Here is a 15207-nt window from a genome sequence, read left to right on the forward strand (position 1 = left end):
AGATCTGGGCACCCGGCCAAGGACCAAACTCTGCCGGCCGCTGGGACAGTACGCGTTCGGGACAAGTCACGGCCCATGCCGACGCCGAACTCAGCATTGTCCACATCAGCACCCCAGCAACACCAAAGGATAAGCGGCGCATAATTTCCTCCTTGTATGGGCAAGAAGATAAAGGACTCGCGGTATTCAGGCAATCATCGGCGTGACCGCGGAGGGATGGAAGGAACTTGTCGCTCGCGGGGACGGTATGCGGGAGCCCCAGGCTTCCGTGATACGGCCAGACCCGCTCCAAAAAAATATGCCGTTTATTTTGTCGTAGCGCTCGATTTTGGGCAGCGGACGGGCAAACGTACCTCAGAGCGGAAATGCCGCGTGACGGGCGCGTATCGCTACGGATTTTCGTAGATCATTGATTTTGTTAACCCGTGCTATTGGTAAGGGTCGGCCAGATCGTGGCCCTATGTTCAACACAGGGTCTTTCGAAACAAGGGCTCATCCCATCCGCTTTGCCAGATCCTCAGCCCGCAGGTGTGTGTATCGCTTGAGCATCTGCAATGTCTTGTGGCCAGTGATGCTCGACACTTCCATAGGGTTGAAGCCCTTCTCAAAGAGGCGGGACGTGGCCTCATGGCGTAGGTCATGGAATCGCAGATCCTCAATGTCTGCACGGCGGCAGGCCCGCACAAATGCTTGGTGAATACCTTCATACGTGGTGCCGAACACCCGACCGTCCAAGGTGCGCGGCAGACTATCTAGCACGGCCACAGCACGGCTGGACAAGGGCACAGTGCGAGCATCGCCGTTCTTGGTCTTGGGCAAGTGTGCAGTGCGCCTTTTCAGATCCACATCCGACCATTGCAGGCCGACACTCTTTTTCACCTGCTTGCCGGAGTTTTTATCAAGCTCCCACTTCTCCAACATCTCCCCGGCCCGCATAGCCGTTTCGATCGCGAAGATGACACACGGGCGCAGCCACGGGTTGCGCGATTCGGCACATGCGGCCAACAGCCTTTCCTCTTCGTCATCGACCAAACGGCGATCTCGCGCGGAAGGCAGAGAAGGCTTTTTCACCATGGCGGTAGGTATCCCCCCAGGCAGCGCAATACCCCATTCCATCGTGGCCATTTTCAACGCCCTCTGGAGCAAGCCTAGCTCGTGTTTGACCGTCTGGGCACAGACAAGCCGACCCGTCTTTGGACTGATCGTTGAAAGCCGCTTGTCTCGGTACTTTGCGATCATGGATGAATTTAGTGCTGCCAGCGAATATGCGCCAAGGCCAGCTTGTAGGGCTTTGATCCGCGATTGCTCACGATAGCCACCCTTGAGAGTGGGAAGCACCTCGCTTTGGTACCGTTCCAGCAAGTCCTTTACCGTGGTTTGTTCGGATTCGTTGCGCTGGACGAATACCCCGCGCAGCATCTCCGCCTCGGTGATGGTGGCCCAATGTGTGGCCTCTGACTTGGTTCTGAACGTCTTGACAACCAAGGGGAAGCCCTTGCGCTTGATCTGCGCTTGCCAGCCGATCACGATGCCGTCTTGATCTTTTCTAGCGCGAATCGTCGCCATCCTTGCCACCCGTTTTCGGACTCAAGTATGGCATTAGGGTGGCATAAACTCTTTATGGCTTCAAGAGTGATTCCTATCTTATTGTTTTGTTTGGCGCGCCCAGCAGGAATCGAACCTGCAACCTACGGCTTAGAAGGCCGTTGCTCTATCCGGTTGAGCTATGGGCGCTCGGGCACCATTCTATTATCGGATGCACAGCGGAGCAAAAGTATTTCGATGTGGGTGGGGCCTGTGTATCCTGGGGACCGTGGGTCCGTGGAGGGAGATATGGAAAAAGCTCTGAGTTTGGAAAGTGTTTTTCCGCCCTGTGGAGACCAGCCTGCGGCCATCGCCGAACTGGTGGAGGGCTTGGCGGCGGGGGAGGCCTTCCAGACCCTGTTGGGCGTTACGGGTTCGGGCAAGACCTTTACCATGGCCAATGTCATCGCCCGCACGCAGCGGCCGGCCATTGTCATGGCTCCCAACAAGACCCTGGCAGCACAGCTCTATGCGGAGCTCCGGGCCTTTTTTCCGCACAACGCGGTGGAATATTTCGTCAGTTACTACGATTACTATCAGCCCGAGGCCTACGTGCCTTCCTCGGATACCTTCATCGAGAAGGATGCCTCCATCAACGACCACATCGAGCAGATGCGGCTGTCGGCCACCAAGGCGCTCCTGGAACGTCCCGACGTCATCATCGTCGCGACGGTGTCGGCCATCTACGGCTTGGGCGATCCCGCCGCCTATCACAACATGATCCTGCACCTGCGCGAGGGGGATGCCATGGATCAACGGGCCATCCTGCGGCGGCTGGCGGACATGCAGTACAGCCGCAATCCATTGGAGCTCAAGCGCAGTACCTTTCGGGTGAACGGCGATGTCATCGACATCTGGCCGGCGGAGAGTGAGGACGAGGCGGTTCGGGTAGAGCTCTTCGGCGATGAGATCGAGCGTATCTCCCTGTTCGACCCCCTCACGGGCAAGACCATCACCCGCCTGCCGCGCTACACGGTCTACCCCAAGAGCCACTATGTGACGCCGCGCGAGCAGATACTCACGGCCATCGAGCAGATCAAGGACGAGCTGCGCGAACGTTTGGAGGCGCTGCGCCGCGATAACAAACTGGTGGAGGCGCAGCGTCTGGAGCAGCGGACCCGCTTCGATCTGGAGATGATGGCGGAGCTGGGCTACTGTTCGGGCATCGAGAACTACTCCCGCTATCTGTCGGGGCGGGCGCCGGGTCAGCCGCCGCCGACCCTCATGGACTATTTGCCCGCCAATGCCCTGCTGTTCATCGACGAATCCCACGTCACCGTGCCTCAGTTCGGGGGCATGTACAAGGGCGATCGTTCGCGCAAGGAAACCCTGGTGGAATACGGTTTTCGCCTGCCCTCGGCGCTGGATAATCGGCCCCTGATGTTTCCGGAATTCGAAGCCCTGATGCCGCAGACCATCTTCATCTCGGCTACCCCCGGTCCCTACGAGTTGGCGCGCTCTGGGCGCATCGTGGAGCAGGTGGTGCGGCCCACCGGATTGGTGGACCCGGAGGTGGAGGTGCGCCCGGCCAAGGGGCAGGTGGACGATCTGGTGAGCGAGATCCATGGAGTCATCGCCAGCGGATGGCGGGTACTGGTGACCACCCTGACCAAGCGCATGGCCGAGGATCTCAGCGATTATCTGCACGAATTGGGCATCCAGTGCCGCTACCTGCACTCGGACATCGAGACGGTGGAGCGGGTGGAGATCATCCGTGATCTGCGCGCGGGGGTCTTCGATGTCCTCATCGGTATCAATCTCTTGCGCGAGGGTCTGGATATGCCCGAGGTGGCGCTGGTGGCCATACTGGATGCCGATAAAGAAGGCTTTCTGCGTTCGGAGCGTTCCCTCATCCAGACCATCGGTCGTGCTGCCCGCAATCTCCACGGCCGCGCCATTCTCTATGCCGATACCATCACGGGCTCCATGGCCCGTGCCATGGAAGAAACGGAGCGGCGTCGCAACAAGCAGATTCGATTCAACGCCGAGCATGGCATTACGCCCAAGGGCATCGTCAAGCCGGTGGCGGACATCATCGAGGGAGTCTATCGCCGCAACGGCAGTGGGCCGCGCCTCAAAGCGGCGGAGCCGGCCCCGGCCTACGCCGGTGTCCAGAATCCCCAAGCCTTGGCCAAGCGTATCCGAGAGCTGGAGGAACAGATGCATCGCCACGCCCGTAACCTGGAGTTTGAGCAGGCGGCGGCATTGCGCGACGAGATCCGGGTTCTGGAGGAGAAGATCCTGGGTCTGGACGTGGAGGTGGATCTGTTGGCCGATTGACGCGCGGCGGAGTCGGAGCAGTCGGAGGTTCAGCAACCCTCGGCGTGAAAGGGCAGGGTGACATATCGGGGCGCGGAAGCTGCCAAAATGCGTCACGTTCCAGCACTCCGTTCCGCGGAAGGTCACGGTCCCTAGCCTGATGATGTACAGATCCAGGCCCTGTGGCGGGATCGGACTCCGGCTCTTTTCCAATTGTGCCGGAAGCCTGAATTGGCTACCATGCGTCGGTCTGTCGGGGCTGTGGCGAGGCGCATGAGCAAGTACATTTTCGTCACCGGGGGTGTGGTCTCTTCCTTGGGCAAAGGCGCAGCGGGAGCGGCCCTGGGCGCCCTTCTCGAAGCCCGTGGCCTCAAGGTCACCATGCTCAAGCTGGACCCCTACATCAACGTCGACCCCGGTACCATGAGCCCCTTTCAGCACGGTGAAGTCTTTGTCACCGCCGATGGCGCCGAGACCGACCTCGACCTGGGTCACTACGAGCGCTTTCTCTCCAGCAAGATGAGCAAGCGCAACAATTTCACCACCGGCCTCGTTTACCAGACGGTTATCGAGAAGGAGCGGCGCGGCGACTATCTGGGGCGCACCGTGCAGGTCATCCCCCACGTTACCGACGAGATCAAACGGCGCATACGCCTGGGAGCGGGCGATGCGGACGTGGCGCTGGTGGAGATCGGCGGCACGGTGGGCGATATCGAGTCGCAACCCTTCCTGGAGGCCATCCGTCAGATGGCAGTGGAGGAGGGCAGGGGCAATAGCCTCTTCATGCACCTGACCCTGGTGCCCTACCTGCCCTCGGCGGGAGAGATGAAGACCAAGCCGACGCAGCACTCCGTGCGCGAGCTGCGGGCCATCGGTATCCAGCCCGATGTGTTGCTTTGTCGTGCGGACCGTCCCATTCCCGCCGATCATCGGGCCAAGATTGCGCTCTTCTCCAACCTGCCCGAGCGGGCGGTCATCTCTGCCATCGATACCGACAGCATCTATCGCATCCCCTTACTATTCCACGATCAGGGCCTGGATGACCTGGTGGTGGAAGATCTCGGTCTGCAGACGCCACCGCCGGATCTATCCGTCTGGCAGGGTATCGTCGACGCCATGATGCACCCCCAGGGGGAGGTCTGCGTGGCCCTGGTGGGCAAGTATGTGGGCCTGACGGAGTCTTACAAGTCGCTGTCCGAGGCGCTGCTGCATGCGGGTCTGCGGGCGCGTCGGAAAATTCGCTTCCTGTATGTGGATGCCGAGGATATCGAAAACCGCGGCGCTCGGGATCTGCTGCAAGAGGCAGACGCGATCCTGGTGCCGGGTGGTTTCGGCGGCCGCGGTACGGAAGGCAAGATCGAGGCCATCCGCTACGCGCGCGAGCAGAAAGTTCCCTACCTGGGTATCTGTCTGGGCATGCAGCTGGCGGTGGTGGAGTTTGCCCGTCACCGGGCGGGCCTGGCCGAGGCCAACAGCACCGAGCTGGATCCGCAGACGCCGGCCCCGGTGATCACCTTGATGACCGAGTGGACGGATCCGGAAGGGCGAGTCACCTATCGCGAAGCCGGGGGTAACCTCGGTGGGACCATGCGTTTGGGCGAGCAGACCTGTCGTCTGCTGGAGGGGAGCCTCGCGGCGCAGGCTTACGGGACGACAGAGATCCGCGAACGTCATCGTCACCGCTTCGAGTTCAACAATCGCTACCTCGCCCCGCTGGCGGCGGCGGGGTTGCGCTTTACGGGGCGATCGGTGGATGGCGAGTTGGTGGAAGTGGTGGAATTACAGGACCACCCCTGGTTCCTGGGTTGCCAGTTTCATCCGGAGTTCACCAGCAATCCGCGCGCGGGTCACCCTTTGTTCGACGCTTTTCTGGCGGCGGCCCAGCACTACGCCAAGGAGCGTCGCCCATGAAACTCTGTGGTTATGAGGTCGGTCTGGAGCGGCCCTTCTTTCTCATCGCCGGCCCTTGTGCCATCGAGAACGAATCCCTGGCCCTGTCCACGGCGGAAACGCTACGGGACATCTGCGCCAAGCTCGACATCCCATTCATTTACAAGAGCTCCTACGACAAGGCCAATCGTTCCTCGGGCAAGAGTTTTCGCGGGCCAGGCCGGGACGAGGGCTTACGTATTCTGGAAAAGGTCCGCAGCGAACTGGGCGTGCCCGTGCTGACCGATGTCCACGAAAAAGAGGATGTGGCGGCCGTGGCGCAGGCGGTGGATGTACTACAGACCCCAGCCTTTCTGTGTCGGCAGACAGACTTCATCCAGGCAGTCGCGGCAGCGGGTAAGCCCGTCAATATCAAGAAAGGCCAGTTCCTGGCGCCCTGGGACATGATCCACGTCGTGCGCAAGGCACAGGAGACAGGCAACCGGCAGATTCTGGTCTGCGAGCGCGGCGTGAGTTTCGGCTACAATAACCTCATCTCTGACATGCGTTCCCTGGCCGTGATGCGGCAGACCGAGTGCCCGGTGGTTTTCGATGCCACCCACTCGGTGCAGTTGCCCGGCGGCCAGGGGGACCGCTCCGGTGGCCAGCGCGAGTTCGTGCCGGTCCTGGCGCGGGCGGCGGTGGCGGCGGGCGTCGCCGGCCTCTTCATGGAAACCCATCCCGATCCGGCCTGCGCCCTGTCCGACGGTCCCAACGCCTGGCCCTTGCAGCGCATGGAGACGCTGCTGCGTGTGCTGAAGGACTTGGACCGCGCCGTCAAGGCCCACGATTTTCCCGAAAACCATCCCGAGGAGTTGACATGACCGCCATCGTCCAGATCCACGCCCGCGAAGTCTTGGATTCCCGTGGTAACCCCACGGTGGAAGCCGAAGTCACCCTGGAAAACGGGGTGGTCGGCCAGGCCATCGTGCCGAGCGGTGCTTCCACCGGCGAGCGCGAGGCGGTGGAGCTGCGCGATGGGGGCGAGCGCTACAACGGCAAGGGCGTGCGTCGTGCCGTGGAACACGTGCGTGGGGAGATTCAGGACAGTCTGCTGGGCATGGAAGTGGAAGATCAGGAGGCCATCGACACCGCCCTCCGCGCTCTGGACGGCACGCCCAACAAGGCCCGCCTGGGTGCCAACGCCATTCTGAGTGTGTCCTTGGCCTGTGCCCAGGCGGCCGCCCGCAGCCTGGGGCAGCCCCTTTACCGCTACATTGGCGGTCTTGGCCCGCTGCTCTTGCCGGTGCCCATGATGAACGTCATCAACGGCGGTGCCCACGCCGACAACGACGTGGATATGCAAGAGTTCATGATCATACCGGCGGGGGCGGAGTCCTTCTCCGAGGCCCTGCAGATGGGGGTAGAGACCTTCCATTCCCTGAAGGCCGTGCTGCACGGGCGGGGTCTGGCCACCACCGTGGGCGATGAGGGCGGCTTTGCGCCGGATCTGCCGTCCAACGAGGCGGCCTTGGAGCTGCTGCTGGAAGCCATCGAGCGCGCCGGCTATACGGCTGGCGAGGATATCTGGTTGGGCATGGATGTCGCGTCCAGTGAGTTCTATCGCGACGGTCAATATCACCTGGCCAGCGAAGGTCGCAGTCTCGACAGTGCCGGTTTTGTGCAATATCTGGCCGATCTCGTGGAGCGTTATCCCCTCATCAGCATCGAGGACGGCATGGACCAGAACGATTGGGATGGCTGGGTCATGCTCACGGATCGCGTGGGCGATCGCATCCAGCTGGTCGGCGACGATATCTTTGTGACGAATGTCGATATTCTGCGCGAGGGCATCGATCGCGGCGTGGCCAACAGCATTCTCATCAAGCTCAATCAGATCGGAACCTTGAGCGAGACCCTGCAGGCCATCGAACTGGCGAAGACCCACGCCTATACCGCCGTGGTCTCGCACCGCTCCGGTGAGACCGAAGATACGACCTTGGCCGATGTCGCCGTCGCCACCGGCTGCGGTCAGGTCAAGACCGGATCGCTGTCCCGCACCGATCGTGTGGCCAAGTACAACCGTCTGTTGCGCATCGAAGAAGCGTTGGGGGATAACGCGCGGTTTCCCGGACTCGGCGCTTTTTACAATCTCGACTAAAAAGCGTATAAACGCAGTCGTGCGCTCAGTGAGGCGAGATAACCCGTGGCCATCGCAATATCTTCCCGAAAATTGGAGACCGACCGGATCATCGGGCTTTGGCGCGCGCTGGATTTTAGTCGCGTGGATATCGTCCTGCTCCTCGTGCTACTGCTGCTGCAATACCCCCTGTGGTTCGGAGCGGGAAGCTGGTGGAACGTGGCATCGCTGCAGAGCCAATTGCACCAGCGTGAAGCCCATCTCCAGGAATTGGAGCAGCGCAACGCCAAGCTGGCGGCGCAGGTCCAGAGTCTGGAGCACGGTGACGGGGCCATTGCCGACCTGGCGCGTCGTCGCCTTGGTCTGATTGGCAAGAACGAGATATTCGTTTGGGTCATTCCCCACGACGCCCCCACGTCCCACCCGCATAAATCCTGACGCTGTTCAGGTCGTCACGATGGCTTTGCTGTAGGGGGCGAGGGACAGCGCCGCTAGGCGAAGGTGTTGCCAGGCAAAGGGAATACCGATGATGGTGATGGCACAGAGCAGGGCGCTGATGAGGTGTCCCAAGGCAAGCCACCACCCCAGGAAAACGGCCCAGATCACATTGCCGATGAGCCCGATGCCGCGACCGAGGTCGGAACTCGGACGATCGACGATGGCGCGACCAAAAGGCCAGAAAGAGAAAGCGCCGATGCGAAAGGCGGCAATGGCGTAAGGAATACCGATGATGGTGATGGCCGCCAGGATACCGGCAAGCCACCAGCCCAAGCCCATCACCACTCCGCCCAAAAGGAACCAGAGCAGATTGGCGAGGAACCGCAGCACGGGGGACTCCCCTCAGGCCCGGTCGACGTAGCTGCCGTCGGAAGTATTGACCCGGATCTTTTCGCCCGCATTGACGAAAGGCGGCACCATGACCGTGATGCCCGTTTCTACGCGGGCGGGTTTGTAGGAGCTGGTCGCCGTCTGTCCCTTGATGGAGGGCTCCGCTTCCACCACTTCCAGGACCACCACCGGGGGAAGTTCCACACCGATGGGCCGATCGTTGTGCAGATTGACCTGAATCTCGGTATTGGGCAGCAGATAGCCCGTCTGGCCTTCCAGCAGGTCCTCCCCCAGGGTGATCTGCTCGAAACTCTGGTTGTCCATGAACACATAGCCGCTGCCGTCGGCATAGAGAAACTGCATGGTCCGTGGCTCGACCACGGCTTTTTCCATTTTCTCTTCGGAGCGGAAGCGCTGGTTGGTCTTCGTGCCCGTTTCGATGTTTTTCATCTCCACCTGCATGAAGGCGCCACCCTTGCCGGGCTTGACGAAGTCTGTCTTGAGCACACGCCAGAGGCCTTTTTCGTATTCGAGAATATTGCCGGGGCGGATGTCGAAAGCAGAGATTTTCATGTGTGATCCTTGCGAAGCATTCCCTTTGGGAGCGACGGATTGTACCCTAGGGCATCGAACCCTGGCCAGTGCAAGTGAGAGCCCCATGTCCGAAACCCGCACGCAACCCACCGAACTGCGCCCGCTCACCATCAGTCGGGTGCTGGAGATCGACTGGGCCGATGGCAGCACCAGTCGCTTGTCCTTTGAGACGCTGCGGGTGGAGTGTCCCTGCGCCGAGTGCAAGGGACACACCCCGGAGCAGGCTCAGATCATCACCGGCAAGGAAGACGTGAACCTGACGGACATCCAGGCCGTGGGCAACTACGCCGTGCAACTCTTCTTCAGCGACGGCCACAGTACCGGCATCTATACCTGGGAGTATCTGCGTTTGCTGGCCGACCGCGCAGGGTCGGCCTGAAGGGGGCAACGAGGGCTCATGGGCGTTCCGGCGCAGACCGCGAGTGACGGCACCGAGATCCAGGAAGAACCTTTTGACCTCAAGGGCTTCCTGCGCACCCTGGGAAGCCAGCCCGGGGTTTATCAAATGCTGGCGGCGGATGGCCACATTCTCTACGTCGGCAAGGCCCGCAATCTCAAGCGCCGGGTCAGTTCCTATTTCCAGAAAACCCGACACAGTCCCAAGACCCTGGCGATGCTCGCTCAGGTGGCGCGGGTGGAGGTGCTGGTCACCCACACCGAAACCGAGGCGCTGGTGCTGGAAGCACAGCTCATCAAGAAGCATCGGCCGCACTACAACATCCTGCTGCGCGACGACAAGAGCTATCCCTACCTCTACATCGATACCAGCACCGCCTTCCCGCGCATGAGCCTGCACCGCGGTGCCCAGCGCGGCAAAGGTCACTATTTCGGCCCCTATCCGGCTGTCTCGGCCCTGCGCGAGAGTATGGTTCTACTGCAGAAGGCTTTCCGCCTGCGCACCTGCGAGGACAGTGTTTTCCACAATCGCAGTCGGGCCTGCCTGCATTACCAGATCCGCCGCTGCAGCGGACCCTGTGTCGGGCACATCGACACGGCTGCCTACCAGCGGGATCTACAAGATGCCCTGCGCTTTCTACAGGGCAAGAGCGACGAGGCCATTCGTGCCCTGCAACAACGGATGCTGGCGGCGGCGGAAGCCCTGGATTTTGAAGAGGCGGCCCGGCGTCGCGACCAGATCGCGGCCCTGTCCAAGATTCAGGAGCGGCAGTACGTCGCCCAGGCCGGTGGCGGAGACTTCGATGTGCTGGCCGCAGTGGAGGAGGGCGGCCAGTGGGTGGTCTTCGTCACCTTCATCCGCCACGGACGTCAGCTGGGAGGGCGGGCTATCTTCCCGCAGCATCCGGACACCGCCCGCGGCAGTGAGGTCATGGCTGCCTTCCTCATGCAGTATTACGGGGAGCGCGAGATTCCCGGCAATCTGCTCGTGAACGTTCTGCCACGCGCGGCGGCGAGCCTTGCCGCGGCCCTCGGCCAGAGTGCCGGACGCAAGGTACTCCTGGAGCAGCCGCAACGAGGACCGCGCAAACGCTGGCTGGCCATGGCCGTGGCCAACGCCAGCGAGGCGCTGCGCCAGCGTGTGCAGCGCGCCGATGGTGGGCGACGGCGCATGCGCCTGCTGCAGGAGCTCTTTGCTCTGGACCACCTACCGGAGCGGGTGGAGTGCTTTGATATCAGTCACACGCGCGGTGAAGCGGCGACTGCCTCCTGCGTGGTTTTCGGTGAGGAGGGAGCGCTCAAAAGCGAATACCGACGCTTCAACATGCGGGACATTACCCCGGGAGACGACTACGCCGCCATGGAGCAGGCCGTCCATCGTCGTTACGGACGCCTGCAGCAGGAAGGCCAGAGCCTGCCCGACATCGTTTTTATCGACGGGGGACCCGCCCAGGTGGCGCGGGCACAGGCCGCCCTGGATGACCTGGGGATTCGTGAGATCCTGCTCTGCGGTGTGGCCAAGGGCACGAGCCGTCGCCCCGGTCTCGAGTGGCTGCACACCTCGCTGTGGGCGCAGCCGCGGCAGCTTGTTGGCAACGATCCGGCGCTCCTGATCATTCAGGAGATCCGCGACGAGGCACACCGCTTTGCCATTACCGGGCATCGGGCACGGCGCGCCAAGGCCCGACAGGAGTCGGAGCTGGACAGCATCGGTGGTATCGGCCCGAAGCGGCGGGTGGCCCTGCTCCGGGCCTTTGGCGGTCTACGCGGTATCCGTGACGCCGGAGTCGAAGACTTGCAGCGGGTGGAGGGGATCCACGCCCAACTGGCGCAACGCATCTACGCGCATTTTCACGCGCGAGGCAAGAACGGATGATGGCACGTATCCCCAATCTCCTGACCATCCTCCGCATCCTGCTGGTGCCGGTCTTTGTGGCCCTTTTCTTTCTCGGTGGCACCTTGCGGACCTACGGTGCCACGGCGGTATTCGCCATTGCCGCCATCACCGATTGGGCCGACGGTTATCTGGCCCGCCGCTATCGCGGCGTATCGCCCTTCGGCACCTTTCTGGACCCCGTCGCGGACAAGATCATGGTGGCAACGGCGCTCATCCTCATCTGTGCGACCCAGGAGATGCCGGTGGTCCTGGCGGGAATTCTCACCAGCATCATCGTCGGACGGGAGATTACCGTTTCGGCGCTGCGGGAGTGGATGGCAGAGGTGGGTCAGCGCCACCGGGTGGCCGTATCGTGGCTGGGCAAGCTCAAGGCTACCCTGCAGATGCTGGCCATTCTCTTTCTGGTCTATCGCGAACCGCTGGGGCCCATTCCGACGCATCGGGTGGGAATCGTCCTCCTGGTCGTGGCGGCGGCGCTGACGCTCTGGAGCATGGTGGGTTACCTGCAGGCGGCCTGGCCCAGTTTGCTGGGGCAGGCGAGTCATCTTGACAAGGAGAGCTGATATCCGTACCTTTGTCATCCGACGCGGGAATAGCTCAGTGGTAGAGCACAACCTTGCCAAGGTTGGGGTCGCGAGTTCGAGCCTCGTTTCCCGCTCCAGTTTCTTGGGGAAAGCAGGTCTTTCCCCTTTTCCTTTACGGCTGGGTGGCAGAGTGGTTATGCAGCGGCCTGCAAAGCCGCGTACCTCGGTTCGATTCCGGGCCCAGCCTCCATACCTTCGTGAGCTTTCGGTTCGGTCAGACGCGCTGTCGTTCCGAAGCCATCACGAACGGGAACCCCGATGATCGTGCTCCCCTTTCCACTGGTGGCCACCATCAGTCTTGCCCTGACCCTGGCCGTGGCGAGCTCCGGTTCTCTGTTTCGGCCCGACGCCTGGTACGAACGCTTGCGCAAGCCCAAGCTGATGCCGCCGGGCTGGGTCTTTCCGGTGGTCTGGACCGCACTCTATGTCCTCATGGCTCTCGCCGCAGCAGAGGTCTTCGTCCACTACGACGCCCGCCTGCGCTCCTGGGCGCTAGCCCTCTATGCCCTGCAGCTCGTCGCCAACGCCGCCTGGTCCTGGCTCTTCTTCAAGCTGCATCGCCCCTTGTGGGCCCTGTGGGATCTGATCCTGCTCTGGATTCTGGTGCTGGCCTGCATCCTCATCTTTGCCCAGATCGAAACCCTCGCGGCCCTGCTGCTCGTTCCCTACGGCTTCTGGCTGCTGATCGCGCTCTATCTCAACGCCGCCACCTGGGCCCTGAACCGACCCATACGCCGGTAATACTCCTCTCCCGATCGCGGAAAGTCTGGTTGCCAAGCCCGCCCCAGCGGCGCGCGTCTCTTTCCCGACGAAAGCTACGTTTGTCATAAAAATGTGAAGAAATCGTCATAATATGGTCACATTGCCATGGTAGGGTAGAGGCTACAGTTGGGTGGGCCTCGTCACGCCGAGCTCCTGGATGGATACGGCTTCCGGGATGCTGTTGCGCCTGTGGCTATGCCCAGGCGATCGGCGTCGTCCGTGCTGCCTCGAAGCTCAGCTGGACATGGCGAGAGCGGTCTTTGCTGCGTTCTCGCGGAAAGTTTGATTCCAATGGCAACGATCCATCGCAGGGGGTCGCCGCGACGCCCCCGGGATCTTAAAAAAGGAGCCGCATCTCGTGCCTGTTCGTCTTCACGTGTTTAGGATCGCCCTGGGGGTTGCTGCTGCCCTGGAGTTTGCGCAAGCTTTTCAGGGCGCTGAGGCTTCGCCCGTCGTTCCGGTCTATCACAACGCCGGTAGTATTACGGCCGAAAGCCTACTGCCCGAGCGCGATACTCGCGATATCTTGAGTCCCATTACCGTCAATGCCGCCAACCGCGATTGGGTGACCCACGTCCTGCCCACAGGGCGTGTCGTCTCGCCGGTCGGCACGGTGAACGGTACCCCCAATTTTGCAACCAGCGTCGTGCCCCTTGGCGAGGATCGTGTTGCGGTCCTGGCCAATGGGGCGACAGATGCGCAGACTGTGACCATCTACGATGCGCGGACTCTGCAGGCCCTGGATCAGTTGGCGGCGTACAAAAAGAAGACGCAGCACGAACCGAAGGACACCTCCGCCAACATCCAGAGGCTGGGCCACCAGAGCTTCTACCAGGGGATCGTGTCGGGTCCGGACGGCACGTTTTTCACCGCCGGTGGCGACAGCAACGACGTCGCGATGTTTCGCTATGTGGACGGCAAGGTGCAGCTGGTCCGTCGTTATCCCCTGCAGTGGCAGCCTTTTCCCGAGGATCAGTATCCCTACACCTATCAAGGCGAACGCCGGCCGAGCGCAGCACGTCTCTTCTACCCCGATGCGGTGGTGCTCGGACCGCGGCAGGAACATCTCTTTGTGACGGGTATGCTCAGCAACAGCATCGCGCGCATCGATCTCAAGACGGGCAAGACCCAGTACCGCAATGTCGGTCCCTATCCCTTCGCCCTGACGCTGGCCGACGGTGGCAAGCGGTTGGTGGTGAGCCTGTGGGGCGCCGATGCCGTAGCCGTACTGGATCCGGAATCCTTCAAGCTGCTGGGTACGGTGGCGGTGGGGCCACAGACGGGTCCCGATCACGTGGCCGCGGGTGTGCACCCCACTGCCTTGGCGGCACGTCCGGATGGCCCTGAGGTCTACGTCGCTTTGGCCAACGTCGATCGGGTGGCGGAGGTGAACAGTGCGACCCTCACGCTGACGGCGACTCTGGACGACAGCCCCTATAGCGATGCCCCTCCCGGTTCCTATCCCGACGCTTTGGCCATTGCCGGCGATCGCCTCTTTGTTGCCAATGCCGGTAACAATGACGTCGCGGTCTACGATCTCGACAGTGGCAAGGCCATGGGGCTCATTCCCACGGCCTGGTACCCCACGGGCATGACGGTCGCAGACAAGGCACTCTACGTGGTCGCGGCCAAGGGCTTGGGTACGGGGCCGAATGTGCAGCATCAATGGGTCGGAAACATGATGGACGGTCTGGTGCAGAGGATTCCTCTGGCGGAGATCCAAAACCGACTGCCCCAATGGACGCAGGCCGTTTTGCACAACGATGGCTTCAGCCCCGCACAAAGAGCCACGCGCAGGGAGCAGGACCAGCAGACCGCGAGTTTTCTGCGCAAGCACATCCGCTATGTGGTCTTCATCCTGCGGGAGAACAAGACCTTTGATGAGGATTTCGGTGATTACCGGGCGGCCGGTGCCTGGGCCGATCCCCATCTGGATCTTTATGGCCCCAAGGAACTGCCAAATCTTTACGCGCTGGCCCACCACTATACGCTGTTTACCGACTTCATGGCCGACGGCGAGGTAACGGCTCAGGGCCATCAGTGGACGACCTCCGCCTCCGATTCCGACTTCGTCCAGCGCACCTGGCCGGAGTATTACTCGGGCCGCGGCCTGGTTGGAAATCCGGGTTGGACACAGCCCCTCATTCCTCTCGGAGAACCGGGGAACAGGGATTTTCATCCGAGTTCCGATAATCCATATTCCGACTACGAAAACCTTTCGGCTCTGGGTAAATGGAGCAATCCCTGGATCAGCTACCCGGAGCGACTCTTTTTGTTCAACGATCTGTTGGACC

General features: G+C 61.7%; 13 protein-coding genes and 3 tRNA genes. 12 read left to right on the plus strand and 4 right to left on the minus strand.

Annotated features, from left to right (window positions below; genetic code table 11):
• Positions 1-492: 492 nt before the first annotated feature.
• Both Q0C23_RS00370 and Q0C23_RS00375 read right to left on the minus strand, forming a co-directional pair.
• On the minus strand, positions 493-1566 hold the full coding sequence (locus Q0C23_RS00370) for a site-specific integrase (RefSeq protein WP_291510398.1): 1074 nt from the start codon (positions 1564-1566) through the stop codon (positions 493-495).
• 91 nt (positions 1567-1657) lie between these two features.
• A tRNA-Arg gene (locus tag Q0C23_RS00375) sits at positions 1658-1734 on the minus strand.
• Between the two features lie 99 nt (positions 1735-1833).
• On the opposite strand from Q0C23_RS00375, the gene uvrB reads away from it, so the two are divergent.
• From uvrB to Q0C23_RS00400, 5 genes are all read left to right on the plus strand, one after another.
• Complete coding sequence (uvrB, locus tag Q0C23_RS00380) at positions 1834-3864, plus strand: excinuclease ABC subunit UvrB (RefSeq protein ID WP_291510399.1); 2031 nt, start codon at positions 1834-1836, stop codon at positions 3862-3864.
• A 252-nt stretch (positions 3865-4116) separates the two neighbouring features.
• Positions 4117-5754 carry a CTP synthase gene (locus tag Q0C23_RS00385; protein ID WP_291510400.1) on the plus strand — a complete coding sequence of 546 codons (1638 nt, stop codon included), beginning with the start codon at positions 4117-4119 and terminating at the stop codon, positions 5752-5754.
• The gene (gene kdsA, locus Q0C23_RS00390) at positions 5751-6596 is read left to right on the plus strand and encodes a 3-deoxy-8-phosphooctulonate synthase (protein ID WP_291510401.1); all 846 of its coding nucleotides are present in this window, start codon (positions 5751-5753) and stop codon (positions 6594-6596) included. Before Q0C23_RS00385 ends, kdsA begins: the two co-directional genes overlap by 4 nt.
• A complete protein-coding gene (gene eno, locus Q0C23_RS00395) occupies positions 6593-7873 on the plus strand; it encodes a phosphopyruvate hydratase (RefSeq protein WP_291510402.1) in 1281 nt (426 codons plus the stop codon). The genes kdsA and eno overlap by 4 nt, the downstream gene beginning before the upstream one ends.
• Before the next feature lie 45 nt (positions 7874-7918).
• Entirely contained in the window at positions 7919-8290 is a 372-nt protein-coding gene (locus Q0C23_RS00400; RefSeq protein ID WP_291510403.1) for a septum formation initiator family protein, read from the plus strand.
• Positions 8291-8296: 6 nt separating this feature from the next.
• Here Q0C23_RS00400 and Q0C23_RS00405 read toward each other — a convergent pair whose 3' ends face one another.
• Both Q0C23_RS00405 and efp read right to left on the minus strand, forming a co-directional pair.
• Positions 8297-8680, minus strand: a complete 384-nt coding sequence (locus Q0C23_RS00405; protein WP_291510404.1) for a YccF domain-containing protein — start codon at positions 8678-8680, stop codon at positions 8297-8299.
• Between the two features lie 12 nt (positions 8681-8692).
• Entirely contained in the window at positions 8693-9253 is a 561-nt protein-coding gene (gene efp / locus Q0C23_RS00410; RefSeq protein ID WP_291510405.1) for an elongation factor P, read from the minus strand.
• Between the two features lie 85 nt (positions 9254-9338).
• On the opposite strand from efp, the gene Q0C23_RS00415 reads away from it, so the two are divergent.
• The 7 genes from Q0C23_RS00415 to Q0C23_RS00445 form a co-directional block, all read left to right on the plus strand.
• Positions 9339-9653 (plus strand): DUF971 domain-containing protein, encoded by a 315-nt coding sequence (locus Q0C23_RS00415; protein ID WP_291510406.1) that lies wholly within the window; start codon positions 9339-9341, stop codon positions 9651-9653.
• A gap of 18 nt (positions 9654-9671) precedes the next feature.
• On the plus strand, positions 9672-11546 hold the full coding sequence (gene uvrC, locus Q0C23_RS00420) for an excinuclease ABC subunit UvrC (protein ID WP_291510407.1): 1875 nt from the start codon (positions 9672-9674) through the stop codon (positions 11544-11546).
• Positions 11543-12130: a CDP-diacylglycerol--glycerol-3-phosphate 3-phosphatidyltransferase gene (pgsA, locus tag Q0C23_RS00425; protein WP_291510408.1), complete on the plus strand. Its 588-nt coding sequence runs from the start codon at positions 11543-11545 to the stop codon at positions 12128-12130. Before uvrC ends, pgsA begins: the two co-directional genes overlap by 4 nt.
• A gap of 23 nt (positions 12131-12153) precedes the next feature.
• Positions 12154-12228 (plus strand) — tRNA-Gly (locus tag Q0C23_RS00430).
• A 39-nt stretch (positions 12229-12267) separates the two neighbouring features.
• Positions 12268-12341, plus strand: a tRNA-Cys gene (locus Q0C23_RS00435).
• Positions 12342-12409: 68 nt separating this feature from the next.
• On the plus strand, positions 12410-12892 hold the full coding sequence (locus Q0C23_RS00440) for a TspO/MBR family protein (protein ID WP_291510409.1): 483 nt from the start codon (positions 12410-12412) through the stop codon (positions 12890-12892).
• A 379-nt stretch (positions 12893-13271) separates the two neighbouring features.
• A partial coding sequence (locus Q0C23_RS00445; RefSeq protein WP_291510410.1) for a YncE family protein occupies positions 13272-15207 on the plus strand: 1936 nt, incomplete at its 3' end.

Source organism: Acidithiobacillus sp. (assembly GCF_023256195.1).
GTDB lineage: Bacteria > Pseudomonadota > Gammaproteobacteria > Acidithiobacillales > Acidithiobacillaceae > Acidithiobacillus_A.